The sequence below is a fragment of the Paenibacillus sp. UMB7766-LJ446 genome (assembly GCF_030226665.1).
GTDB classification, from domain to species: domain Bacteria; phylum Bacillota; class Bacilli; order Paenibacillales; family Paenibacillaceae; genus Paenibacillus; species Paenibacillus vandeheii.
The window spans coordinates 1-23,955 of record NZ_JASOYM010000006.1; the positions used below are offsets into that span (position 1 = coordinate 1).

General features: G+C 48.4%; 19 protein-coding genes. 1 reads left to right on the forward strand and 18 read right to left on the reverse strand.

Features of this window, described 5'->3' with window-relative positions:
* Positions 1–78: 78 nt before the first annotated feature.
* From QP794_RS16105 to pyrR, 13 genes are all read right to left on the reverse strand, one after another.
* Positions 79–1,530 (reverse strand): ABC transporter substrate-binding protein, encoded by a 1,452-nt coding sequence (locus QP794_RS16105; protein WP_285078051.1) that lies wholly within the window; start codon positions 1,528–1,530, stop codon positions 79–81.
* 21 nt (positions 1,531–1,551) lie between these two features.
* Positions 1,552–2,415, reverse strand: coding sequence for an ABC transporter ATP-binding protein (locus tag QP794_RS16110; RefSeq protein ID WP_024631213.1), 864 nt, complete (start codon positions 2,413–2,415; stop codon positions 1,552–1,554).
* A gap of 1 nt (position 2,416) precedes the next feature.
* Positions 2,417–5,323 (reverse strand): ABC transporter permease, encoded by a 2,907-nt coding sequence (locus tag QP794_RS16115; protein WP_285078054.1) that lies wholly within the window; start codon positions 5,321–5,323, stop codon positions 2,417–2,419.
* Positions 5,323–6,444 (reverse strand): efflux RND transporter periplasmic adaptor subunit, encoded by a 1,122-nt coding sequence (locus tag QP794_RS16120; protein WP_285078055.1) that lies wholly within the window; start codon positions 6,442–6,444, stop codon positions 5,323–5,325. Before QP794_RS16120 ends, QP794_RS16115 begins: the two co-directional genes overlap by 1 nt.
* Entirely contained in the window at positions 6,407–7,327 is a 921-nt protein-coding gene (locus QP794_RS16125) for an ABC transporter ATP-binding protein (RefSeq protein WP_285078056.1), read from the reverse strand. The genes QP794_RS16120 and QP794_RS16125 overlap by 38 nt, the downstream gene beginning before the upstream one ends.
* Positions 7,328–7,616: 289 nt before the next feature.
* Positions 7,617–8,258, reverse strand: coding sequence for an orotate phosphoribosyltransferase (pyrE, locus tag QP794_RS16130; RefSeq protein WP_094939307.1), 642 nt, complete (start codon positions 8,256–8,258; stop codon positions 7,617–7,619).
* Positions 8,255–8,995, reverse strand: a complete 741-nt coding sequence (pyrF, locus tag QP794_RS16135; protein ID WP_285078057.1) for an orotidine-5'-phosphate decarboxylase — start codon at positions 8,993–8,995, stop codon at positions 8,255–8,257. Before pyrF ends, pyrE begins: the two co-directional genes overlap by 4 nt.
* A gap of 111 nt (positions 8,996–9,106) precedes the next feature.
* Entirely contained in the window at positions 9,107–12,325 is a 3,219-nt protein-coding gene (carB, locus tag QP794_RS16140; protein ID WP_285078058.1) for a carbamoyl-phosphate synthase large subunit, read from the reverse strand.
* Position 12,326: 1 nt separating this feature from the next.
* Positions 12,327–13,469 (reverse strand): glutamine-hydrolyzing carbamoyl-phosphate synthase small subunit, encoded by a 1,143-nt coding sequence (gene carA, locus QP794_RS16145; protein WP_285078060.1) that lies wholly within the window; start codon positions 13,467–13,469, stop codon positions 12,327–12,329.
* 104 nt (positions 13,470–13,573) lie between these two features.
* Positions 13,574–13,699 carry a hypothetical protein gene (locus QP794_RS16150; RefSeq protein ID WP_285078061.1) on the reverse strand — a complete coding sequence of 42 codons (126 nt, stop codon included), beginning with the start codon at positions 13,697–13,699 and terminating at the stop codon, positions 13,574–13,576.
* Between the two features lie 156 nt (positions 13,700–13,855).
* Entirely contained in the window at positions 13,856–15,160 is a 1,305-nt protein-coding gene (locus QP794_RS16155; RefSeq protein WP_285078062.1) for a dihydroorotase, read from the reverse strand.
* Between the two features lie 123 nt (positions 15,161–15,283).
* Positions 15,284–16,195 (reverse strand): aspartate carbamoyltransferase catalytic subunit, encoded by a 912-nt coding sequence (locus tag QP794_RS16160; protein ID WP_285078304.1) that lies wholly within the window; start codon positions 16,193–16,195, stop codon positions 15,284–15,286.
* Complete coding sequence (gene pyrR, locus QP794_RS16165; protein WP_024631223.1) at positions 16,195–16,758, reverse strand: bifunctional pyr operon transcriptional regulator/uracil phosphoribosyltransferase PyrR; 564 nt, start codon at positions 16,756–16,758, stop codon at positions 16,195–16,197. Before pyrR ends, QP794_RS16160 begins: the two co-directional genes overlap by 1 nt.
* Positions 16,759–17,541: 783 nt before the next feature.
* Between pyrR and QP794_RS16170 the strand changes: the two genes are divergently transcribed.
* Positions 17,542–20,217: a YhgE/Pip domain-containing protein gene (locus QP794_RS16170; RefSeq protein ID WP_285078064.1), complete on the forward strand. Its 2,676-nt coding sequence runs from the start codon at positions 17,542–17,544 to the stop codon at positions 20,215–20,217.
* Positions 20,218–20,373: 156 nt separating this feature from the next.
* Here QP794_RS16170 and QP794_RS16175 read toward each other — a convergent pair whose 3' ends face one another.
* From QP794_RS16175 to QP794_RS16195, 5 genes are read right to left on the reverse strand one after another with little or no spacing between them, the layout of a single operon-like run.
* Positions 20,374–21,675, reverse strand: a complete 1,302-nt coding sequence (locus QP794_RS16175; protein WP_285078065.1) for a DUF6080 domain-containing protein — start codon at positions 21,673–21,675, stop codon at positions 20,374–20,376.
* A gap of 25 nt (positions 21,676–21,700) precedes the next feature.
* Positions 21,701–22,021 carry an EamA family transporter gene (locus tag QP794_RS16180; RefSeq protein ID WP_285078067.1) on the reverse strand — a complete coding sequence of 107 codons (321 nt, stop codon included), beginning with the start codon at positions 22,019–22,021 and terminating at the stop codon, positions 21,701–21,703.
* Positions 22,008–22,298 carry an EamA family transporter gene (locus tag QP794_RS16185; RefSeq protein ID WP_285078305.1) on the reverse strand — a complete coding sequence of 97 codons (291 nt, stop codon included), beginning with the start codon at positions 22,296–22,298 and terminating at the stop codon, positions 22,008–22,010. The genes QP794_RS16180 and QP794_RS16185 overlap by 14 nt, the downstream gene beginning before the upstream one ends.
* Before the next feature lie 26 nt (positions 22,299–22,324).
* On the reverse strand, positions 22,325–22,957 hold the full coding sequence (locus QP794_RS16190; protein WP_285078068.1) for an HAD-IB family hydrolase: 633 nt from the start codon (positions 22,955–22,957) through the stop codon (positions 22,325–22,327).
* A gap of 31 nt (positions 22,958–22,988) precedes the next feature.
* Entirely contained in the window at positions 22,989–23,903 is a 915-nt protein-coding gene (locus tag QP794_RS16195; protein WP_483311918.1) for a decaprenyl-phosphate phosphoribosyltransferase, read from the reverse strand.
* Between the last annotated feature and the right edge of the window lie 52 nt (positions 23,904–23,955).

Sequence of the window (23,955 nt, forward strand, 5' to 3'; positions counted from 1 at the left end):
GTTTTTTATTCATTGTACACAAAAAAGACCCTATAAGATGACCTTTTTAAAGTGTCCATCTTATAGGGTACATTTTACTTATTGAAACGTGGCTTTAGGGTCCTTTTTCAACTTCTCCAGCATTTCATTTCCTTTGGCTGCCCATTCACCAAGCGCTTCTTTTGGTGTCTTTTTGTTCGCAAGCACTTGATTGAAGTATTCCATGCCCTTGTCGCTTACTTGCCACAGGTTTGGCATTTTTTGATACATTTTATCCAAGTTCGTATTGGTCGGAGGTACAGGTTTCAGCGTATAGAAGGCCTGAATGTTGTAATCCAAGCCATCCTTCGGTTTAATGAAGCTCTTCCGGGAAACCATCTCATAACTGCTGCGTGCTTTGATCTTCGCCCAATCTTCACTGTTCATGTACTTGATCAATTCCCATGCATCATCAGGGTTCTGAGCTGAACTATTAATGGACATGAGGCTACTCAGATAAATGTTGCCTCCGATTTCAGGAGCTTCCGGATGAACCGGAGGTGTGACAACATCCCAGTCTACCTTCGTAAAGTCTTTCATTTTATCCGCATTTTTATTGGCATCAATCAATTGATTAATATAGCTGTAATCTCCAATGACCATCGCTGTTTTGCTGCTCAGGAACAGATCACCCTGAATTGGATTATAACGTCCGCTGTTATCCTGATCCTGCGGTTCGTCTCCTTTAGGGATGACTTTATCTAAGGCAAGCTTGCTTATCGTACTCCACACTTTCTCCCACTGCGGAGAATCGACGGTCATTTTTTCTGCTTTGTCATCAAAAATTTTCAGCTGCAGAGAGTTATAGTACTGCGACATCGTATAGTATGGAGAACCGCCTTGATAGGTACTGAAAGAGAAGCCAAACACATGGTCTTTGCCTTCGCCCTTCGTAAGACGGGTACCCAGGTTGAAAATATCGTCCCAAGTCATATTGTCCGTTGGAGGCTCTACGCCTGCTTTCTCAAACATGCCCTTGTTGTAGAATAACGCTGCAGAGGAGAACGTTGGTGTCAAAGCGTAGATGCTCTGATCTCCCAAATCCTTGATTCCCTCAAGAACACTCGGCACAATATCCGATGTATCAAACTTGTCTTCCTGCATCAGTGGGTCCAGTTGTTTGACCATGTTTTCCTGAATTAACGACTTGATTGTCGTCATATCCGCCACGATGACGTCTACCGGGTTATCCCCTGTCATAATCTTTTTCAAGCTCTCCATCGTATCTGGAACGTCCTTCTGCTCTTCCTGAGTACCATATCCGTACATGCTGCCCTGGTCTACCGCAGGTACAACTTCAATCGTGATATTCGGATGTGTCAATTCAAAAGCATCGGTAAACTGCTGGCGGAAATAGCTGTCATCCTGGCCCCCCCACATCGTTGCTACACGCAGCACACGCTGCTCGTTTTCCTTGGACTCACTTCCTGTACAACCCGCAAGCAGCGGCAGTGCCAGACTGGCTGTAGCCAGCACGGCCAGCACTCGTTTTCCCCAAAACCTGTTCTTCATCTCCCAATTCCCCCTCTAAAATTATCTTGGCGGTGTAATGACAATACGTTCACCGTCAAATTCCAATGTGGCACGATTATCAATGGACAGCGCCTCCAGATACTCCTTGGGCACCTGAAGTCGTCCCGCCCGATCAATGATGACAAAAGCTTCATGAATATCCGCGGCTCCTGCCTCAGACAAGCCATGCTCGTCATCCAGATTCGGATTGCGTTTCACGAACTCGGTGCTGGTTAAGCCGTCCCGAATCGCCACGATTCGATCCACCTTACCAGCAAGGGTTAGATCATGAGTAACAATCACAATCGTAACCCCAAGCTCCTTGTTCATCTTGCGGAAAATGCCCATGATGGTATCACAGGTCTCCGAATCCACCGAACCTGTCGGCTCATCCGCAAGCAGCAGCTTGGGGCGATTCGATAAAGAAATGGCAATCGCCACCCGCTGCTGCTCCCCACCGGACAATTGATGCAGCTTGTTGTGCATTCGGTCCTTCAGTCCAACCCATTCCAACAGCTGCATGGCATAGGCTCGATCTCGCTTGCCTCCCAAAATCATGGGTGTTTCCACATTCTCCAATGCTGTGAGGTATGGAAGCAGGTTACGACCGTTATTTTGCCAAATGAAGCCTACGGTATGACGTTTGTACTCCACCAATTGGGCATCTGTCATTTTCAGCAAATCCCAATCTCCGACAACGGCCGTACCGGCTGTTGGACGGTCAAGTCCTCCCAGAATGTTGAGCAAGGTTGACTTACCACTACCGCTGTTGCCGATAATCGCCATCATTTCACCTTGATTGACAGTCAGATTGAGACCTTGAAGGGCAACGACTTCCACATCGCTGGATTTAAAAATTTTGACAAGTCCTTCGCACTGGATCACGTTACCTCTCCTCTCCCATTTTGACTGCCTGGTGAACCCGCAGCCTGCGGATTTGCCACAGCAGCATTGTCGCTCCAATGATCAGCATGACCACGGTCACGCCATACAGCTGCAGCATGTCTTTCTCTTCAAATACAATTCGGAACGGAGGTACCTGTGCGGACACATTATCTGTCGTTTGCAGGAAGGGCAGGAACAGACGACTGGATACCTGACCAATGCCAATACCGAGAATGATCGAAAGTCCCGCCGTGAACACCTGCTCCAGCAGCAGCATGCCGCTCAATTGCGCCCGGGATAACCCCATCGCCCGCAGAACACCGAACTGTACTACACGCCCGGATAGATTGAAGAACCAATACAGGATATATCCGATCAGGGAAATAATGACCGACACTAAGAATCCGAGACTCAGTATGCCGAACACTCCGCCCCTTGACGGATGTTTGCCCTGGGATACCAGCTCTGTACGCACATCACGTACTGACGATAACTCAATGCCTTCTGCTGCAAGCTTCTCCATCAACGGAGCGACTTTGGCATCCGGCTTCATCTTCAGCCAGACCTCATATGGAATCAGAGGCACCTGATCATAGATGTAATCCAGATTGGCAATGAAGAACGGCATTTGATCCGGGTACTGAGCTGGCCAGTAAGGGATAATGCCAAAAACTACAAATTCAATGGCCTGACCCTGTACACCAATGGAGACGAGGTCTCCGGTTTTGAGCTTGAATTTGTCTGCAAATTTGGAAGAGATTAATACGGCCCCTTCATATTTTCCAAGCAAGTCGAGGTACTTGTAAGGATGTGCCGGGAACAGATCGTTGCGGAACCAAGCCACTTGAGCAAAATCCACATTGTCGATCCCCACCAGCATTCCCTGTCCACCCGATTTGCCAGAGACAATAATATTGCCTTTCGTTTGCAGCACTCTCGCTGCATGTTCTACCCCATTCAAGCTGCGGAACACTTCAAAAGGTGGCTCAGAATAGATCATCTTCGTGGGTTGTGAACCACCACCCCCACCTGATCCACCTCCGCCGCCATTTCCTCCGCCTCCAGAACCACCACTACCGTTTCCTCCACCTTGCTGTCCTCCGCCTGAACCGCCGCTTTGTCCGGAACCCGTTGGCTTAACCTCAGGTGTACCTTCCCATACGGTCTGCATAATAACATCGGAACCATATCGGTATAACGTACGCTCGGTCGAGTTCAGATCAATGGTACGAGCCGCTGCCGAGTTATACACACCAAGTCCGAGTGTCAATACAAGCAGAATCATCAAAGGATAGTAAGAAGACGATGAACGCGAAAGCTGTGTGAGTGTCAGATACAATGGAACCGGGAGAAACTTGCGCCCGATCAGCTGAATGAGCTTCAAAATCCACGGGAACAACCGTAAGAAAAACAGTCCCAGTGCAAAGATGGCGAGTGCCGGAACAAAGAACAAAAACGGCTGTACCTGAAGCTGATCAGTCGTCATTCCGGTCTGGAACGTCAACATTTGCCGTTCATAGAACAAGTAATATCCATACCCCGCAAGCCCCAGCAACGCAATATCCAGGAACCAGCGCTGCCATACCGGCGCACGATCCGTACGGGCCTGTCGGCGTTTGGCCGATACAATCGTCGCCCGCGCATAGGTTATTGCCGGAATAAGCGAGGCTATGATAGCCACCAACACGGCGATAAGACCAAGCAAGATCGCTTCTTTCGATATTCCAATCGGGATGGATTTTCGATCCACGAACGACAGGAATCCGCTGGCTGAACCGATGCTTTTCGCCATAAACCATCCAAGAAACGGTCCGATGACAAGAGCAATCGCGCCCAGGAATATACCTTCAAGCAGATAAAGAGAGAAGATCTGCCGGGCAGAAGCTCCGCGACTGCGCAGAACCGCGATGTCACTTTCCTGCTTCTGCAACGACTGTCTGGCATTCATGGCTATAAAATAAAAGACCATCGCAATCATCGGTGCTGCCAGTGTGAACAGCATGGTCTGCAATTGCAGACTCTGACTGCGGAATTGCTTCAGCAGATCCCCGAAGGTGATGTCCACTTTCGTATCTTTCAACCGCTGGTACAGGTCAATATCCAGCCTTTCCAGCACAGAGGTCAGTCCCGAGAGCTGGCTCGTTTGAATCTCTTTCAGATCAAAGGCATAATACCAACGTGAATTCTGAAGAGGGATCCCTTTTTCCTTTATTAAAACATCATTAAATACCGATTCATCTACATAAAGTCCGTTCATCATACCGTCAAATCCCTGCACCCAGTAAGGGCTGCTAGGATCATCCGCTTTGAAAGAACCTATAATCTTCACACGCAACGTAATATCAAGACCGCTGTAAATCGGATATTCCAGCACATCTCCGATATGAAGATCGTTACGATACATGCCCTCTTCCAGCATGACCGCTTCAATAATATCGTCCTTGACCTGGTTGCCCGGCTTCACTCCCGCAGAATAATTAACCTGTACATCCAAACCTGTCATCGTGCCCAGGCTCATGCTGCGGACCCGGCTTGCATCCACTTTAGTAGGATCTTCCGGGTTCACTTCCGTGCTGCGGATGGAACGGGAGTTCACATACGTATGAAAAGGAAAACCGATGTCACGAGGCACATCCTCGCGAATATAGCGATCCACCTCTTCCAGACCACGTGTGTCAGTCTTCACACCACCAGGTGCCTGATAACTCATGAGCAACGAACCGGCTGGCAGTCCCTCACTGTTATCCTGCAGTGTCTGGGCCACGACCCGCTTCAGCGCACCATCGGCATACATTGGAATACTAACGGTGAACGCAACCGCCACAATTAGTCCGATCAGTGTGCTGAACGTCATCCAGCGAGTGTTCCACATTTTGCGGAACAGCAGTCGAAGCAATGGCAGCCCCATTAGCGGCCCACTACTTTCTGTCCAACAGTCAGACCTTTTAGAATTTCCACATCCGTAGATGTCTGCTGTCCGACTTCCACGTCCACTTCACGCTTGCTTCCATCACTCTCCACCACTTGCACATACGTTCTTGAACCGATGGAGCGCAAAGCGGATACAGGAATAACAATCGCGTTCTCTGTACGTTGGGTGACAATGGATACTGTTAGAGGTGTACCGCGTTCAACACCCTTGGGCATTTTTGCCAGCGAAACAATAACATATTGATCCAGGCTTTCTTTCGCCGGAGGCGTTCCGCCTTCTCCCGAACCTCCGCCGCTGCCGCTACCATTTCCGCTTCCCGATGCTTGGGCAACAGGCATAACTTTAACTTTGCCAGCCACTTTGCCTGCACCATTAATGTCCACATCCGCCTTCATGCCAGCCGAGAACTTTTCCAGATCTTCTTTGGCAAACGTAGCTGCGACAACCAGATTGGATGTATCTGCTATGGTTGCAATCGGGTCATAGGCTTTGACAGCCGCACCTTTCTCCACCTGCACCGCAATAATCGTTCCGCCGAACGGAGCGGTCAAAGTGGCTTTACCCAATTGATCCTCCAGATCAGCCAGTTCCTGACGAAGTTCTTCAAAGGCAATCGTGGACTCTTCGAACTCCACCGGGTCCATCTCATCCCGCTTGCGAAGCGTTTCCTTCATCTGGACTTCCGATTTGCGAATCTGCAGGTTTTTGGCCCGGATCTCCTTCTCCACACTCTCTACATCAAGAACTGCGAGAAGTTGACCTTTCTTCACTTTATCCCCTGGTTTTACATTCAACTCTTTGACATGCATACCGTCCAGCGTAAAATATACCTTTTCTTCCCGCTGGCTCATCATCTTGCCACTTCCGCTTACTTTCTTCTCCAGCGTCTCCGTCCGAACTTCATATTCCGGCTTCTTGGAGATCGTTGGCGGTGTAATTGGCGGAAGCACTTCTTCCTCTGTTTCTGCCGGCAGCAATGAGCAGCCGGACATCGTTGCAGCCACTATCGCACTAAGCACAATAAGCGCTGCGCGTTTCCCCCTCTTCGGAGCGGCCCCTTTACTTGATAAATCTGCCGTCCGCCATTTCATAAACATGGTCCGCAACCTCCAAAATCGTAGGATCGTGTGTAGTCATACAGATCGTTACTTGTTCAACTTCGATAATATTGCGAAATACAGCCATCACCTGTGCTCCCATTTTGGAATCGAGTTCAGCTGTCGGCTCATCCGCGAGTAATAATCTCGGTCTGTGGGCTATCGCCTTGGCGATAGCAACCCGCTGCTGTTCTCCCCCGGACATCTCGAATGGACGGTGCTTGACCCGTTTGGTTAGTCCAACCAGATCCAGACAATGACCTACCCGGTCCTTCCATTCTGAACGCGGCACGTCCGCCATACGCAGCGACAGCTCTACATTTTCCCAGGCAGACAACAAGGGCATCAACGCATACGCCTGAAAAATAAAACCAATTTCCCTGCGTCGCAAAGCGGTCCGCCGCCGGTCTCCCCAATCCTGAAGAGGCTGGCCGGAGAACAGGATGTCTCCACTTGAAGGCTGATCCAGCCCGCCCAGCATATTGAGCAGCGTGGTTTTCCCTGAGCCTGATCGCCCTTTCAACATCACCAGCTGTTGCGGGTTCACTTCCATATCAATGCCTTTGAGCACATGAATAATGCGGCTTCCCGTCTGAAAGCTGCGATGAACATTGCGAACCTCCAGCACGGGCCCATCATATGGAGGCAATAGATCCTTCTTGGAAGGCTGGGAGTTCACTTCAGGTTCAGCTGCTGCAACCGCAACCTCCTCCTGGCTTGTGTCACTGGTTATGTCGTGCGAGTCGATGGATGGGTTCTGTGGTTCACTTATGTATGCCGATTCCTCCTGCCCAACGGGTTCCTGCTGCTCCGTTGGTTCGACTGCACTGTCCTCGCCTGACTGGCTCTTGGCAGGTCTGATTTTGGAAAATAACTTCTTCATGCCAGCAATCACGCTCATCCTTTCTTCATATCCCGTTTACTTCATCAAGACACTAAAAATAGAAATCTATTCCATACTACACTGCATTATAAACGACGGATCACAACTAAAAGTTACAAGCTTTTTACAACGTTCCCGTGAAAAAGTTAATATTTTGATGAACAAACCAAAAAAGCACCCCGAAGTGCGGGATGCCTCTTGAATATTCGATGAATTTGCCTCTATGGCGGCAATCATTACAATTTTGATACCGTTCACAAGCAAACCGTTCAATCCACTGTGAATGATATTATTTTCCAAATGAAGAAGGATCTTCACGCCAGGATTTGAGCAGTTCAAAATCACTCTCCTGGATCGTGCCCTCAGCCAACGCCACATCCATCAAAGCAGTGTAATTGGACAGGGTTTGCAGCGGAATTCCCGCTTCTTCAAAAGCCTTAATGCCTTTGTCCAGCTGATAGCTGAAAATGGCCAATACTGCAAGGGGAGTCGCCCCGGCTACACGTACCGCTTCTGCCGCTTTGATTGAACTGCCCCCTGTCGAGATCAGGTCTTCAATAACAACAACCTTTTGTCCCTCGGTGATCAGACCCTCAATCAGGTTCTCTTTGCCATGTCCTTTGGCTTTATCACGAATGTAAGCCATCGGCAGATTCAGCTTTTGCGCAACCCAGGCAGCATGCGGGATACCTGCGGTTGCAGTACCTGCGATGACTTCTGCATCGGGATATTGAGCACGAATGATCGCAGCAAAGGCTTCAGCGATGTCGTTGCGAATCTCGGGATAAGACATCGTTAAGCGGTTATCACAATAGATTGGTGATTTGATGCCGGATGTCCAGGTGAATGGCTGCTGCGGACGCAGCGCCACCGCTTTAATTTTTAACAGTTGGGAAGCAATATGGTTAGGAATCTCAGTAAGTTCGATCATGCATTCAACATCTCCTTCAAAATGGTTTCTGCCGCTTCACGCGGATGGGGAGCGCCCGTAATTGGTCTGCCTACAACGATGTAATGACTGCCTCTGGCAATGGCTTCACCCGGCGTCAGGACACGAGTCTGGTCTCCCAGGCCACTTCCTGCTGGACGAATGCCTGGTGTGACCGTATGAAAATCACTGCCACAGGCTGCGCGGATCGCAGGTACTTCCAGCGGGGAAGCAACAACACCATCAAGACCTGCCTCATGGGCCAGTCCAGCATAACGGACTACCGCTGCCTCAACACTTCCCTGGATGCCGATCTCGGTATTCATCGTTTCCTGACTGGTACTGGTCAGCTGGGTAACTGCAATAATCTCAGGTTTACGTAGGGATGGATCAGCAGCCAGAGCCGCCTCTGCCCCTTCACGGGCAGCACGCATCATGCTTGTACCTCCAGCTGCATGCACATTGAACATATCCACACCCAGACGAGTTATGCTTTCAGCACCCCCACGAACCGTGTTTGGAATATCATGCATCTTCACATCAAGGAATACCGAGTATCCCTTCGACTTTAATTCCCGAATGAAGTCCGGGCCAGCGGCGTAAAAAAGCTGCATGCCCACCTTCAGATAACAGGGAATGCCTTCGAGGGCCTCTACCAATTCCTGTGCCTGCTCCGCTCCGGGATAATCGAGTGCCACCATCAGACGGCCAGCCATTTCGTTGAAATTCGGGTGATTCATTTACCAGCGCTCCTTCCAAAAGCTTCATTTTTCCGTTTTTGCCCGATATAAAGGACATCCCGCCAGCCCGAAGGCTGACTGATGTCCTTGATCAGTGACAAATCGTCTTATTTATTTTACAAGAGCTGGCATAGCCTCAGAGGAGAAGTTGATCGTTTGCAGCATGATCAACAAGGCACGGATCGTATCCAGTGAAGTCATACATACAATGCCGTTCTCTACCGCCTCACGACGAATACGGAATCCGTCACGCTGCGGGGTTTTGCCTTTAGTTAGCGTGTTGAACACAAAGTTTGCTTCGCCGCTGCGAATCATATCGAGAATGTTTGGTGAACCTTCACTTAATTTGTTCACCGTCGTCACCGGAATGTTCGCTGCTTCGAGCGCAGCCGCCGTGCCTCCAGTAGCCATGATTTTGTATCCCAGTCTATAGAAACCTTCAAGCAGTGGAACAGCTTCCTCTTTGTCTTTATCCGCTACCGTTACCACGATTGCTCCGGTGGCCGGGATCTTCATGCCTGCACCGATGAGACCTTTGAACAACGCTTTGGCGTAATTCGGGTCACGCCCCATAACCTCACCTGTGGATTTCATCTCAGGTCCAAGCGTTGGCTCCACACGACGCAGCTTCGCGAAGGAGAAGACCGGAACTTTTACCGAAACATGATCCGACTCAGGCCACAGACCGTCTACATAACCGAGGTCTTTCAGCTTCACGCCCAGAATGGCTTGTGTTGCCAGGTTCGCCATCGGGATGTTGGTTACTTTGCTCAGGAAAGGAACTGTACGGGATGAACGCGGGTTCACCTCGATGATGTACACTTGGCCATCATGGATAACAAACTGGATATTCACCAAACCGATCGTTTTCAATTCTTTTGCAATCTTGATTGTAATCTCTACAATTTTCTCTTTCAGATCCTGGGACAGGTGCTGTGGCGGATATACCGCGATTGAGTCACCAGAGTGAACCCCTGCGCGCTCGATATGCTCCATGATTCCTGGAATCAATACCGTTTCACCATCACAGATCGCGTCAACCTCAACCTCTTTACCCATCATGTAGCGGTCAATCAGGACCGGATGCTCTGGATTGATTTTAACCGCCTGTTCCATGTATGTCAGCAATTCGGCATCGGAGTATACAATCTCCATCGCACGACCGCCGAGTACGTAGGAAGGACGAACCAGTACCGGATAACCCAGGCTTTGAGCCGTTTCGACCGCATCGTCTACCGAAATAACTGTTTTACCTTTTGGTTGTGCAATTTCCAGACGGGAGAGCAGACGCTCAAACTTCTTACGATCTTCCGCCTCGTCAATGTTTTCCAGATCTGTTCCGAGAATCGTCACCCCAGCGGCACGCAGTGGTGCTGCCAGGTTAATTGCCGTTTGACCACCAAACTGTACGATTACACCTACAGGCTGTTCCTGTTCGATAACGTTCATTACATCTTCGAAGAACAGGGGTTCAAAGTACAAGCGATCCGATGTATTAAAGTCCGTAGACACCGTCTCCGGGTTATTATTGATGATAACTGCTTCATAGCCTGCTTTTTGCAGAGCCCATACTGCGTGTACTGTCGAGTAGTCGAACTCAATCCCTTGACCGATCCGGATTGGACCGGAACCAAGAACGACGACTTTTTTCTTATCTGAAGGAATGACTTCATTCTCAGTTTCGTAAGTGGAGTAGTAATATGGCGTTGTTGCTTCAAATTCAGCTGCGCACGTATCTACCATTTTGTAGACTGGGCGAAGGTTTTCCTCTTCACGGCGTGCTCTGACTTCAGCTTCTTTTGTCAACGTACCTCCTGGTTGCCCTTCAGCACGCAATTCAGCAATGGCACGGTCAGTGAAGCCCAGACGCTTCGCTTGATACAAGGTTTCGGAAGACAATTCGGATTCCTCTCGAATGCGATCTTCGAAGCCGACCAGCCCTTCAAGTTTATCCAGGAACCACCAATCAATTTTCGTCAGATCCTGAAGCTGTTGTAATGTATAACCTCTGCGGAAGGCTTCAGCGATGAGGAAGATACGCTCATCGTCGGCTTTGACCAGACGCTCGTTCAGCGTTTCTTCATCAAGTGTTTCCGCATCTTTCAGATACAGACGGTGTACGCCGATTTCCAGGGAACGAACCGCTTTGTGAATCGACTCTTCGAATGTCCGGCCAATCGCCATAACTTCGCCTGTCGCTTTCATCTGTGTACCCAGTTTGCGGTTCGCCGAGATAAACTTGTCGAACGGCCAGCGTGGGATTTTGCTCACGATATAGTCCAGTGTTGGCTCAAAGCATGCATATGTTTGGCCCGTTACCGGGTTCACGATTTCGTCCAGTGTGTAACCCATGGCAATTTTGGCAGCCATCTTGGCAATCGGATAACCCGTTGCTTTGGAAGCCAGTGCCGAAGAGCGGCTTACCCGTGGGTTAACTTCGATAACATAGTATTGGAAGCTGTGCGGATCAAGTGCAAACTGTACGTTACATCCACCTTCGATGTTGAGGGCACGGATGATTTTCAGGGAAGCTGAGCGCAGCATTTGATATTCACGGTCAGACAGCGTTTGGCTTGGTGCCACAACGATACTGTCACCTGTATGAACACCTACCGGGTCAAAGTTTTCCATGTTGCAGACGACGATACAGTTATCGTTTTTGTCCCGCATAACCTCATACTCGACTTCTTTCATACCTGCGATACTCTTCTCAACCAAACATTGACCGATCGGGCTATAACGAATACCTGCTACAACTGTCTCGCGCAGTTCTTCTTCGTTGGCACAGATCCCGCCGCCTGTTCCGCCAAGCGTGTAGGCCGGACGAACGATGATTGGATAACCAATCTCATTGGCAAAATCAAGTGATTCCTCAAGTGTTGTTACAATTACACTCTCAGGTACAGGCTGTTCCAGTTCACGCATCAGATCACGGAACAGATCACGGTCTTCCGCTTTCTCAATGGATGTGAGCTGTGTTCCGAGCAATTTGACATTCTCACGTTCAAGGACGCCGGCACGTGCCAGTTCCACCGCCATGTTCAGACCCGTTTGACCACCAAGAGTTGGCAGCAAACCGTCTGGACGTTCCTGACGAATAATTTGCGTTACGAAATCCAGTGTAATGGGCTCAATGTATACTTTGTCAGCCATGTTGGTATCCGTCATAATCGTAGCCGGGTTGCTGTTGATGAGTACAACTTCCACGCCTTCTTCTTTCAGTGCCTGGCATGCTTGTGTACCGGCATAGTCGAACTCGGCCGCTTGACCGATGACGATTGGACCTGAACCAATCACCAGGATTTTTTTGAGATCTTTGTTAATCGGCATGTTATTGTGCTCCTTTCACTGCGGCTGCCAATACGGCTTGACGCGGCTGTTGCGGGTGAGTAATCTTGTGCTCCCGAATCATCTCGATAAAGCGGTCGAACAGATAGTTGTTATCATAAGGTCCTGGCGCTGCTTCCGGGTGGTACTGAACGGAAAACGCCGGGAATGTTTTATGTTTCAGACCTTCAATGGTCTTATCGTTATTGTTAATATGTGTCACTTCAAGCTCCGTATTTTTCACGGATTCTTCGTTTACGGTGTAACCGTGGTTCTGAGATGTGATGAAGCAACGTCCGCTCTCCAGTTCTTTAACCGGGTGGTTTCCGCCGCGGTGACCAAACTTGAGTTTCTCTGTATCGGCTCCTGCCGCCAGTGCGAACAGTTGGTGACCCAGGCAGATTCCGAAGATCGGATATTCACCGAGCAGTTCACTGATCATTTTAACCGCGTGAGGAACGTCTTTCGGGTCCCCAGGGCCGTTGGACAGCTGAATGCCATCCGGGTTCATGCGGCGGATTTCGTCCGCTGTTACATCATGAGGAACTACGACAACGTCACAGTTGCGTTTGCTAAGTTCACGCAAAATCCCTGTTTTTGCACCGTAGTCAACCAATACAATGCGTTCAGCCGTTCCTGGGCTGTTGTAGACATGTTGAGTAGAAGTCATAGGAACCTGGTTACGCAGTTCAGCGATGCTGGTGTCTTCCATCATCTCCAGCAACTCTTCCACAGGTTTCGATCCTGTTGTGAGAATTCCTTTCATTGTGCCGTGGTGACGAATCCGGCGAGTCAGCATCCGTGTATCAATTTCACTGATCCCTACGATGCCATACTCTTTAAGCAAATCGTCTACGCTGTATTCCGCACGCCAGTTGCTTGGCGTTGGCTCATGACGGCGTACCACAAAACCGTGTACGAACGGACGAATCGACTCGAAGTCGTCACGCGTAATACCGTAGTTACCAATCAGTGGATACGTCATGGTTACGATTTGACCGCAATAAGAAGGATCCGAAAGCACTTCTTGATAGCCTGTAATTCCCGTATTAAAAACGACCTCACCTGTTGTTTCACCTTCAGCACCGAATGCTTTCCCGGTGAACAGTGTGCCGTCTTCCAACAATAATCTTGCCTGTGCCTGCATCCCATTTCACTCCTCTGTGTTTATCAACGTTGAATACTTTGAGTTGAACATGGGAAACGTTACGTTTTGTGCGGCTCCGTGGGCAGAAAACCCTTTGATCGCTGTTATCCCCGGATTACTTTGATCCCATCCTTCAAATGGTGTAATCCGGTGATAAAGGCGAACGCTTTGCTTCTTCGGGTTCTTTCTGCCCACTCCGCAGTTACGTTGGTGTCCATGTTCAAAAGCATTATTCAACTTTTCTTTGTTTCGTATATTGAACTCTCGGCATGGTCTGCCTTGAGTTAGTTGTAAAGATGTTAATGGTGTATAGGTTGTAGATTAAGAGTTATTAAGAGTTATTAAGAATTAAAGATGTAAAGTTTATTGATTTACTAAGTACTGATTTATTGTTGGACCGTGTTGTTCCACACGCTTTTGCCGTCCACCCATGTCTGTACCGGCCAGCCTTTCAGCTTCCAGCCTGTGAATGGCGTGTTTCTTCCTTTGGTAGCAAAAGCTGCCGGATCAACCACTTGTTCCTGATTCAGATCAATCATGGTGATGTCCGCAGGTGCTCCCTCTTCCAGCTTACCAGTATCCAGTCGGAATACCCGTGCCGGGTCAGCTGTCATGCGTTTGACGAGGAAGTCTAGGCTCCAGAGCCCTGTTTCCACAAACTTCGTGTACAACAGCGGGAAGGCTGTTTCGAATCCGACGATACCGAACGGTGCCAGCTCCATGCCTTTTGCCTTCTCTTCTTCGCTGTGCGGCGCGTGGTCCGTAACGATCATGTCCAGCGTTCCGTCCAGCAAACCTTCGATACAAGCCTGCACATCGCGTGGTGAGCGAAGAGGCGGGTTCATCTTCCAGTTGGCATCCATGCCCGGGATATCTTCATCGGACAATACCAGATGGTGCGGACATACCTCAGCAGTGACTTTAATGCCGATGGACTTCGCCAGGCGAATCAGGCGAACCGACTGCTCTGTACTTACGTGGCAGACGTGGTAGTGAACTCCCGTTGCTTCTGCAAGCAGGATATCACGGCCTACGTGGATAGCCTCGGATTCATTTGGGATACCTTTGATACCGTGACGCTTCGAAAACTCGCCTTCGGTCACATATCCACCGACTACCAATGAGTCGTCTTCGCAGTGAGCGATGACTGGCATATTCATGCTTGCTGCAAGGCTCATGGCATCTTTCATCATTTGAGCGTTTTGTACGCCTACACCATCATCCGTGAATCCAATCGCGCCCGCTTCTTTCAATGCGGCAAAATCCGTAAGTTCACGTCCAAGCTCGTTTTTCGTAATAGCTGCATAAGGCAGCACTTTAACCAGGTCGGCTTCTTTGGCTTTATCCAAAACCAACTTAACGACATCCGCATTGTCGGTTACCGGTCTCGTGTTCGGCATGCAGGCAATCGTTGTAAAACCGCCTTGCGCTGCTGAACGGGCACCTGTTTCGATCGTCTCTTTATGCTCAAATCCAGGTTCACGCAGATGCACGTGCATATCAATCAAACCGGGGATAACCAGTTTGCCTGAAGCATCGGTGACGTTATGCGCTGATTGCTCTGCTGTCAGTACCGCTTCATCTTCCACTCCAGCGATCTTTTGAATTTTTCCTTCATCTATAATGATCGTTTTCCGTTCAAGTTCCCCTTGTTGATTCAAGATGTTCGCGTTTTTTATAATCTGTAGCATAATTGCCCTCCGCTTCGATTCTGTCCGACTTGCCAGACAAGCCGGATGATTTTTATCGTGTACGCTCTCATTGCTCTATAAGAACTTCCGTCCCGTCAGCCTATGACCCACAGCCAGACCCTGTTACAGTTTCATCGCGCGTTCCATGACCGCCATGCGGATTGGAACACCGTTAGCCATCTGCGGGAAGATCCGCGATGCTGCGCTCTCCACTACCGCGTCATCTACCTCGACATTGCGGTTCACAGGAGCAGGGTGCATGATAATTGTGCTTGGTTTCAGGCGTGACGCCCGTTCTTCCGTCAATCCGTAGTGTTCGCGATAATCCTCAGCCGAAGTAATCAGGCCGTGTTTATGACGTTCCAGTTGAACTCTTAGCATCATGACTACATCCGCATCGAGTGCTTCTTCCAGACCAACATAAGGCGCGTGTTCTGCGAGCTCCGGTGCCTGCATCGTTTGCGGCGCGCAGAAGCGCACATCCGCACCAAACTTTTGCAGTGCCCACAGATTGGAGCGTGCTACCCGGCTGTGCAGGATGTCTCCGATGATCGACACACGCAAACCTTTCAGTTCACCAAATGCCTTCCGCATCGTGTAGAGATCCAGCAGCGCTTGTGTGGGATGCTCGTTATTCCCATCTCCGGCATTCACCAGTGGAACATTTACTTTCTGAGCCAGTTGTTGTAAAACACCTGATGGTTTCAACCGAATCACCCCAGCGTCAATGCCCATGGACTCCAGCGTGCGTACCGTATCATAGATGGATTCACCTTTCTCCACGCTTGATGCAGCGGCCGTGAAGTTCAACACTTGTGCACCCAGACGTTTCTCAGCCATCTCAAACGAGAAGCGAGTTCGCGTGCTGTTCTCGAAGAACATGTTGGCTACAAAGTGCGATTCCAGTACTGGAACCAGTTTCTCCTTCTGCGCTTCCCAGTGTGCTGCTCTGTTCAGAATGGATTCGATCTCATTGCGACTAAGTTCCTTAAGGCCAAGCAAGCTCCGGTCCTTCAATGCAGGTTGTGTAATCATCATGCCTGTTCCCCCCGGTTCTGAATGATTTTGACCTCGTCCGTTCCGTCCGTTTCGATGAGTGCAACCTCGATCTCCTCTGATTTGGAAGTTGGTACATTCTTGCCGATAAAATCAGGTCGAATCGGAAGTTCCCGGTGTCCACGATCCGCGAGAACTGCCAGCTGAATGTTCTGTGGTCTTCCACAGTCCATCAGGGCATCCATCGCTGCGCGAATCGTCCGTCCGGTATAGAGCACATCATCGAACAAAATCACTTTTTTGTTATGAATCGAAAGTGATTCAGGGGTCATCGTCAACAGTTCCTTGCGATTCGCTTTATTTTCATCCAAGCGATCATCGCGATAAGGGGTCACATCGAGCTCTCCCCAAGGGATCGGTGTACCTTCGATTTCTTCAATCTTGGCGGCAATCCGTTCAGCGAGGTATACACCCCGTGTTCGAATACCGATCAGTACACAGCCTTCAATGCCTTTGTTTTTTTCCAAAATCTCATGGGCAATCCGTGTTAATGCGCGGCGGATCGCGGTTTCATCCATAATGACATGTGTCTCTGTGCTCATGCGTTCAGCCTCCTCAGGATTTACCTTTCAGATCATGGCCCCGTGACGAGGAGAACAAAAAAGACTCCTTGCCGTGTTTATTGGCAAGGAGTCTCCGAACTTCAGACCGCTCTGAAGAAAGTTTACTCTCGGGATGCATCGCTTCATTTGCCGCAGCAAAAAAACGATGTATCGTTCACGTTACCTTGCCAGTCTCACGGGACTGATTTAAAGGTGCTATTCATGTCGTTCATATTGCAGGACCTCACAGGGTTCTGTACTCAATATGTCCGTTTATCTTCATGAATTATGACAGAAAGACAACCCCCTGTCAACACCTCAACATCACAGGCGAAATTCCTCTACTGTATTCCTCTTAGAATCAGCAGTTCGGCTGAAAAACATCCAAACACATCACATTTCATTCGTTATTCATAATTATACAATAAAACTGTATATTTATCCATAAGAAATTAAGGAGAATCTTACCGCCAAAATAATCCTCCGACTATTTTCAACGTGGAGACAAAGCCCTCCCTTTTAAAACATTCGGTGAGTTTAGCCTTAACTGCCTTAGTTTTAATAACATATTTAATGTGATCCATATCTTCAAATTCTAGAGTTCAACGTCCAGAAACACGGAATACATAAAGGCTCTGCATTAGTACGCCGTGAAATGGGTAAAGTTTATAAACATGAAACAATTCATTGAAGCTGCAATAAAGCCGATATACATAAGGATTTACAAATATGCGACATAGAAATAAGATAAGATCTACATTTATTTACATTTAGGAGGAAGTTATGCGTCACATTTGGCACATTTACAAAACAGACTGGTTGCATATTTTGAAGGTTCCCACAGGTATATTTCTAATTGTGGCTATTATTTTACTGCCGGGAGTGTATGACTGGGTTAACGTAAAATCTGTCTGGGACCCGTACAGTAACACCCAGGGGATCAAAATTGCGGTGACAACCGAGGACAAGGGTGCGACTGTTGCGGGAACCAGCGTCAATATCGGGGACGAACTCGTATCCAGCCTGAAACAGAATGAAAAACTGGGATGGACTTTTGTGAATCAGGCTGAGGCTGAACGGGGTGTGCAAACCGGAGAGTATTATGCAAGCCTACTCGTTCCCGAGGACTTTTCATCCAAAATTACAGGCATTGTTGACGGGAAGCTGGAGCGCCCAGAGGTAATCTATACCGTTAATGAGAAGGTTAATGCCATTGCTCCAAAAATCACAGGCTCCGGTGTATCTGCGATAACAACACAAATCAATGAAAATTTTACTGAAGCCGTCAGTCAGGCTGTTCTAACCAAGTTGAAGGAAGCCGGAGTTGAAATCAATGCCCAGCTTCCAACTTTGCGCAAGATGGAGAATGGCATTTTCACGCTGGAGAAAAATCTTCCGGCTATACAGTCCGCAGGTCAAAAGGTACTGGAAGTGGAAAAAGCCATGCCTGGTATTGTCAAAGATGCTCAAAAGATCGTCGAAATCGAAAAAAAACTACCCGAAATTAATGAAGCCGCACAGTATGTGCTCAAGGTGCAGGAGTATTGGCCACAAATTAATGATGCGGCATCCGAGGTGTTGGCTATTCAGGGACGGATTCCCGATATTCAAAAAGCCGTAGAACGTATTCGGGAAGTGGATGCAAACTTTGGTCAGGTATCAGGTGTGATTCAAACGGCCCTGGACAAAACCGACAAAGCTCTGTCTATCGTAACCGCTGCAGAGCAAGATCTGGACAAAGTATCCCAAATCGCTGGTAACGGGATTGAGCTGGCCGAAGGCTTGAATCAGTTTGTAGATTCCAGTGAAGAAGCGTTTCAGGCTATAGGCCCGGCGATCCGGCAAAACCTGCTGCTGGTGCAGCAAATCGCAAACGCTGCAGGAGATGTATTTGGGCAATTGCAAAATACGGATCTTAACAAGCTGCCGACACCAGAAGATCTGGACCGGATCGCTGCCCGCTTGGGGATTGCGGTAAAACTCGTTGACAGTATGGCGGAATTACTCAGCAAAATCGACAATTTGCTTCCTAGCCATCCACTGAGCAATAAAATTACGCAACTGAACACCATTTCTGATAAACTTCAGCTGCAAATCCGCCTGGCTGGGATCATCAGTGATGCGATGCGTCGTAATACAACTCCGCCTGCAGACGTCATCGCTCAGTTAAATGCCCTCTCCAAGGACATTAGCAGCGGGATTGGCAATATCCTGAACACCTACGATAGCGAAATATCACCTGCACTTGCGGCTGGTGCGGATAAACTCAGGTCTATCCTCTCCACTTCAGCAGATGCACTACAGGGGGCCAGAGATCGAATTCCGGATATTAAGGACATTCTTGCGTCAGCCAAAGAAGGGATTACGTTTGGGCAGACCGAGTTGACGAAAATCCAGAGCGAACTGCCTCAAATACAATCTAAGATCCATGAAATATCGGAGACACTCGCGAACAAAAGTGAAGGCTTTATCCAAGCTCTGAACACGGTGTCTTCATTAATTCGGAACGATCTGCCCAAGCTGGGAACCAAGCTGAACGAAGCGGCTGATTTTGTTCGGAACGATCTGCCTAATGCCGAGAAACAGATCGGCAAGGCATCCGATTTTGTACAGAACCAGCTGCCAGAGGTTGAAAAAGGAGTACATCGTGTTGCCACGCTTGTACGTGATGACCTGCCCGCATTGGAAAGTGCCATCAGCAAGGCTGCAGACAAGCTTAGGGAAGTGGAAGGCAATAACCAGTTTGCCGAACTCGCCAAACTTTTGCGCGGAGACATTGAAGAAGAAAGTGCTTTCCTTGCAAGTCCAGTACAAATCAAGGAACAGCAGCTTTACCCGATTCCGAATTATGGATCGGCCATGTCACCATTTTATGGCGTGCTGTCCTTGTGGGTCGGTTCAACGCTGCTGATTTCCCTGCTTCGTGCCGAAGCTGAAAATCCAGAAGGCAAGTTCAGGGGATATGAGTTGTATCTCGGACGTCTTGGTACTTTTCTGACCATTGGATTGCTTCAAGCGGTCTGTGTCAGCCTGGGAGACATCCTGATTCTCGGAACATACGTCGCAGATAAGCTGTGGTTTGTCCTGTTTGCCATGCTGGTGAGTGCCGTGTTTGTCACCATAACGTACACCCTGCTGTCCGTCTTTGGGAATATCGGCAAAGGCATCGCCATCATCTTCATGGTGTTCCAGTTCTCCAGCTCGGGCGGTACATTCCCGATCAGCATGACATCGCCCTTTTTCCAGGCATTGAATCCGTTCATGCCCTTCACGTATGCGATCAGTCTGCTGCGTGAGTCGGTCGGCGGCATCTTGTGGTCGACGGCCATCAAGGATATTCTGTGGTTGTGCATGTTCATCGCGCTGAGTCTCATCGTTGCCCTCGCTTTGAAACGTCCACTCAGCAGTCTGACCAAACGTTCAGCCGAGAATGCCAAGAAGACCAAAATTATTGCTTAAATCGTCCGAGCGACCCTCTGTGTCATGAATGCAGAGGGTCTTTTGGTTTTTAAACCAACCTGCACATACCGAATGAATCATGCTCAAAGAGACAAGGCCATTGGATTTACAATCCAATGGCCTTGTCTCTTAGTATAGAATAATTAAAATGTCTGATTATTTCACTGTACGTTCCTGTTCCAATTGATCATAGGACTGCTTAATCGTTGTTAATGTTTCTACATGACGATAGATATTGTTGACTGCAGTAACGAGAATACATAGCATGATCAAGCCTATTAACACTTTTTTCCCCAACCCCTGACGAAGACCGATGACGAAGCCCCCACCGAGGAGGAAAAACGCAAACAGATAGTGTCCTGCGTATAGGTACATATCGTATTGAAATACCGCTAGCCCGAAACCAACAACAATATGAAGTACAAATGCAAACAGAATGTATGGCGCAAGAGTCCACACTTCCCGTTCACGGATGCCCTTGATAAACCCAGTGAGCGCTAGCAACAGGATAAAAATACCCGTGAGCTGCACATAGATCGGATTGGAACGGGACAGGTCCGTTACAAACGCTACCATGCCCGGGTCCAGCAAATGCACTTTCGGTGACAGCATCGGATTAATCGTTAGCAAGCTTAGAGCCTTCCAATGAACTGCGAACTGGAATGGAGTGGCATAGCTTGTTCCCCCATTTTGAATACCGAGCAACCAATTGCTGACCCAACTACGACCGCCAAACGCGATGTACTGAATCCCTGTCAATACTACGATGAAAGCAACGGCCAGCGCCATGATTCCGATATACTTTTTCCAACCCGACTTGTTACGCCACGTCCGCAAATTGAAAAACATGGCGGCCGCAAATGGTACAATGTTGGTCGACGTCAGTCCGAAGTTAATGGATGCCAGCAGCGCATTTGGGATGTAACGGACATCTTTGCATTCACGGGTGTATTGCATGTACAGCACAGAGAACAGAATAACAAACTGTACATACGGATAGGAGTCCGGAATCAATGCAGTAAACATGAGATAGGAGCTAAAACCGAATAATAAAGCGAAAAGTAACGGTGTAGTGCTTTGTTTATCTTTTTGATTCAAGAACAGAAATACCAGCACAACCGAGCCCGCATTCACAAGCGACTGCAGGATAAGAAAGAACCAATTTCCGCCCAGTAATTGAGCACCTGCTTCAAGCGTAACCGCCAGAAATGAAATTAACGGATGAATAACCGAAGAACTGTTGGCTCCATAATACATGGAAGGATCAAAGTTAAATAAATTAAGTGGGAACTGCGCCGTACTAAATGGCGTGTATGACCCTAGAAGCTCTGCGTAATCTGCAATGTACGTCACGTAAGGGCCATTCATCAGACCGTAAAAAAGAGCAAAACCCGCAAACAGGCAAAATGCCGTCCAATTGGTTCTGCGATTAACAAATATGTAGTCCAAAAATCTCATGCGTTCACATCCAGTTTCAATTATTCTAGAAAACCAACAAACACAACCCGCCCATAATACAAACGACACCTATCCAGCGCAAAGGACCCACGTTCTCCTTAAATGCAAACCGCGCTATAATGAGCGTCCACACATACGTTAACGCATTGGCAGGCAGTACAACCGTTAAGGGAAGAAATTTCAACAATACAATGTTCAGCAGCGCACCTGTACCATAGAATCCAAGCCCTACTAGAACATGCAGCTTTTTGCGGCTGGTGGCGTAGGCTTTCAGACCCGCTCCTCCCATCGCTCCACACAGGGTCATTGCGATCAGTACAGCAATCATCCAGCTATCGATCAACACTGGTCAATGTCACCCCGATTCCAAGCAGCACGACAGCCGCCAACTTCTGCACCGTAATTTCTTCTCCTAGCAAAAAATATCCATAGATCAGCGCAAACACGTAGCTTGCACACATCAAAGGATAGGCCACAGACAGTTTTTCCAAAGCAAACGCCTTGATCATCAAAATGGCACCAAGTCCATAACAAAGAAAGCCGATGCCCAAAAAGATCCACTCAGTCAGACCCCATTTCCAGAACAGTTGGCCCGTCGCTGTAAGAAAGGCGGAGACCAACATCAATAACTTGCCTGTATGGCGCCCTCTTATCTCCCCCACGACAATGCCTCCATCTCTGGCACGCGCTTGTTAATAAAGTATCGCTGACTTACCAACTGCATCACTGGAAGATCGGATAAGGAGTCGGAATAGGAGCAGGATTGATCATAATCAATCACCATCTTTTTCTCATCCAGATAGGCCTGAATTCGGCGAACCTTCTCATCCCCTTTGCAATTGCTGCCTTCGATCCTACAGGTATAGCCATTCGGGTGACGAACCAGATCGGTACCTATGACATGATCCACCCAAGGGAAGTTTTTAAAATATTTCATATAGGCATGCGGAGATGCAGTCACCAGCAATACGTGGTAACCGGCTTCCTTACGATGCTGCATCTCTACACTTGCCTCCGCAAAAATGGCAGAACGGAGTCGCGTATCAAAAAAATGCTCCAGATCTTCTTCGGACATGCGCTCAATGCCCTTGAAATAGGAACGTTTAACACGTTCAACGCTCATCAGACCTGCCTTGAACAGCGCGGTATGAAATGCAATGACAGGCAATCTCCATACCTGCCACGGGTAACGCCGAACGCCGTAATGTACAAACTGAAACATGGAATCTCTGCGTATAATCGTTTTATCAATATCAAAGATGGCGACTTTCGTGCTTTTCACCCTGATCCCCTCTACCTTCCAGACTCTAACTTTATTCAAAAATAGCAAAAATCAAAATAACACTGATGACATACAAAATGACCGTGATTAAGATAGGCTTGTCCTCAAATAGAACTCGATCCGGCGAACCACCCTGGTTCTTCATATGAATTAAATACAGATAGCGGAACATGCCGTATATGACCAATGGAATCGTCCACATTAAATGAATGGTGCGATCGGATGTGAACGTAAAAAGCGAATAGCTGATAATGGTCGCGGTTGTGACAATGGTATTAAACTGATCCAATAACGTAATTGAATAGTTATCCAGAACTTTACGGTGCGAACCGGTATTTCCCTCAAGCAGGGTAAGTTCATTCCTCCGTTTGCCAATAGCCAGGAACAAGGATAGCAGCATTGTACAAATGAGGAACCACGGCGTAAATGGTACATGGATTAGCACGCCACCCGCAATCGCACGAAGCACAAATCCAGCCGCAATGGTCATCATATCCAAAATAACGAGATGTTTCAGCACAAATGAGTACGACACATTCAATAGGAAATAAACAATACATAACACTCCGAATAACGGGTTCATCACAAAGGCTGTCCCGACGGAAAGAATCAGCAGCAGAACTCCGAATACCAAAGCGTGAGCCGGGTTGACCTGTCCAGAAGCAAGGGGACGGAACATCTTCACCGGATGCTGACGATCTCTGTCGCGATCTACATAATCGTTTAAAATATAAACGCAGCCTGCAACCAGGCTAAATAAAATAAAACCTAACAAAGTCGATAGAATGGTCTCCGTCCGAATTTCCTCAAAAGAGAAAAGCAGTGCGGCAAACAATAGCACATTTTTGGTCCATTGTTTCGGCCTCAACAGTTTAAGCAAACCTGAAAAGGTACTACCTGTTCCTGCAGCAGGTGTGGACACGGTATTGGTACGAGATGATAACAATTTCCATAACTCCCTTCAAAAGCAACTTCTGACTAAATACATAACGTAAAGA

Bases quoted from the DNA above. Each gene is read 5' to 3' on its own strand.
- QP794_RS16105 (WP_285078051.1), bottom strand. From the start codon at position 1,530: ATGAAGAACAGGTTTTGGGGAAAACGAGTGCTGGCCGTGCTGGCTACA.
- QP794_RS16115 (WP_285078054.1), bottom strand. From the start codon at position 5,323: ATGGGGCTGCCATTGCTTCGACTGCTGTTCCGCAAAATGTGGAACACT.
- QP794_RS16120 (WP_285078055.1), bottom strand. From the start codon at position 6,444: ATGTTTATGAAATGGCGGACGGCAGATTTATCAAGTAAAGGGGCCGCT.
- QP794_RS16125 (WP_285078056.1), bottom strand. From the start codon at position 7,327: ATGAAGAAGTTATTTTCCAAAATCAGACCTGCCAAGAGCCAGTCAGGC.
- pyrE (WP_094939307.1), bottom strand. From the start codon at position 8,258: ATGATCGAACTTACTGAGATTCCTAACCATATTGCTTCCCAACTGTTA.
- pyrF (WP_285078057.1), bottom strand. From the start codon at position 8,995: ATGAATCACCCGAATTTCAACGAAATGGCTGGCCGTCTGATGGTGGCA.
- carB (WP_285078058.1), bottom strand. From the start codon at position 12,325: ATGCCGATTAACAAAGATCTCAAAAAAATCCTGGTGATTGGTTCAGGT.
- carA (WP_285078060.1), bottom strand. From the start codon at position 13,469: ATGCAGGCACAGGCAAGATTATTGTTGGAAGACGGCACACTGTTCACC.
- QP794_RS16150 (WP_285078061.1), bottom strand. From the start codon at position 13,699: ATGCTTTTGAACATGGACACCAACGTAACTGCGGAGTGGGCAGAAAGA.
- QP794_RS16155 (WP_285078062.1), bottom strand. From the start codon at position 15,160: ATGCTACAGATTATAAAAAACGCGAACATCTTGAATCAACAAGGGGAA.
- QP794_RS16160 (WP_285078304.1), bottom strand. From the start codon at position 16,195: ATGATTACACAACCTGCATTGAAGGACCGGAGCTTGCTTGGCCTTAAG.
- pyrR (WP_024631223.1), bottom strand. From the start codon at position 16,758: ATGAGCACAGAGACACATGTCATTATGGATGAAACCGCGATCCGCCGC.
- QP794_RS16170 (WP_285078064.1), top strand. From the start codon at position 17,542: ATGCGTCACATTTGGCACATTTACAAAACAGACTGGTTGCATATTTTG.
- QP794_RS16175 (WP_285078065.1), bottom strand. From the start codon at position 21,675: ATGAGATTTTTGGACTACATATTTGTTAATCGCAGAACCAATTGGACG.
- QP794_RS16185 (WP_285078305.1), bottom strand. From the start codon at position 22,298: ATGTTGGTCTCCGCCTTTCTTACAGCGACGGGCCAACTGTTCTGGAAA.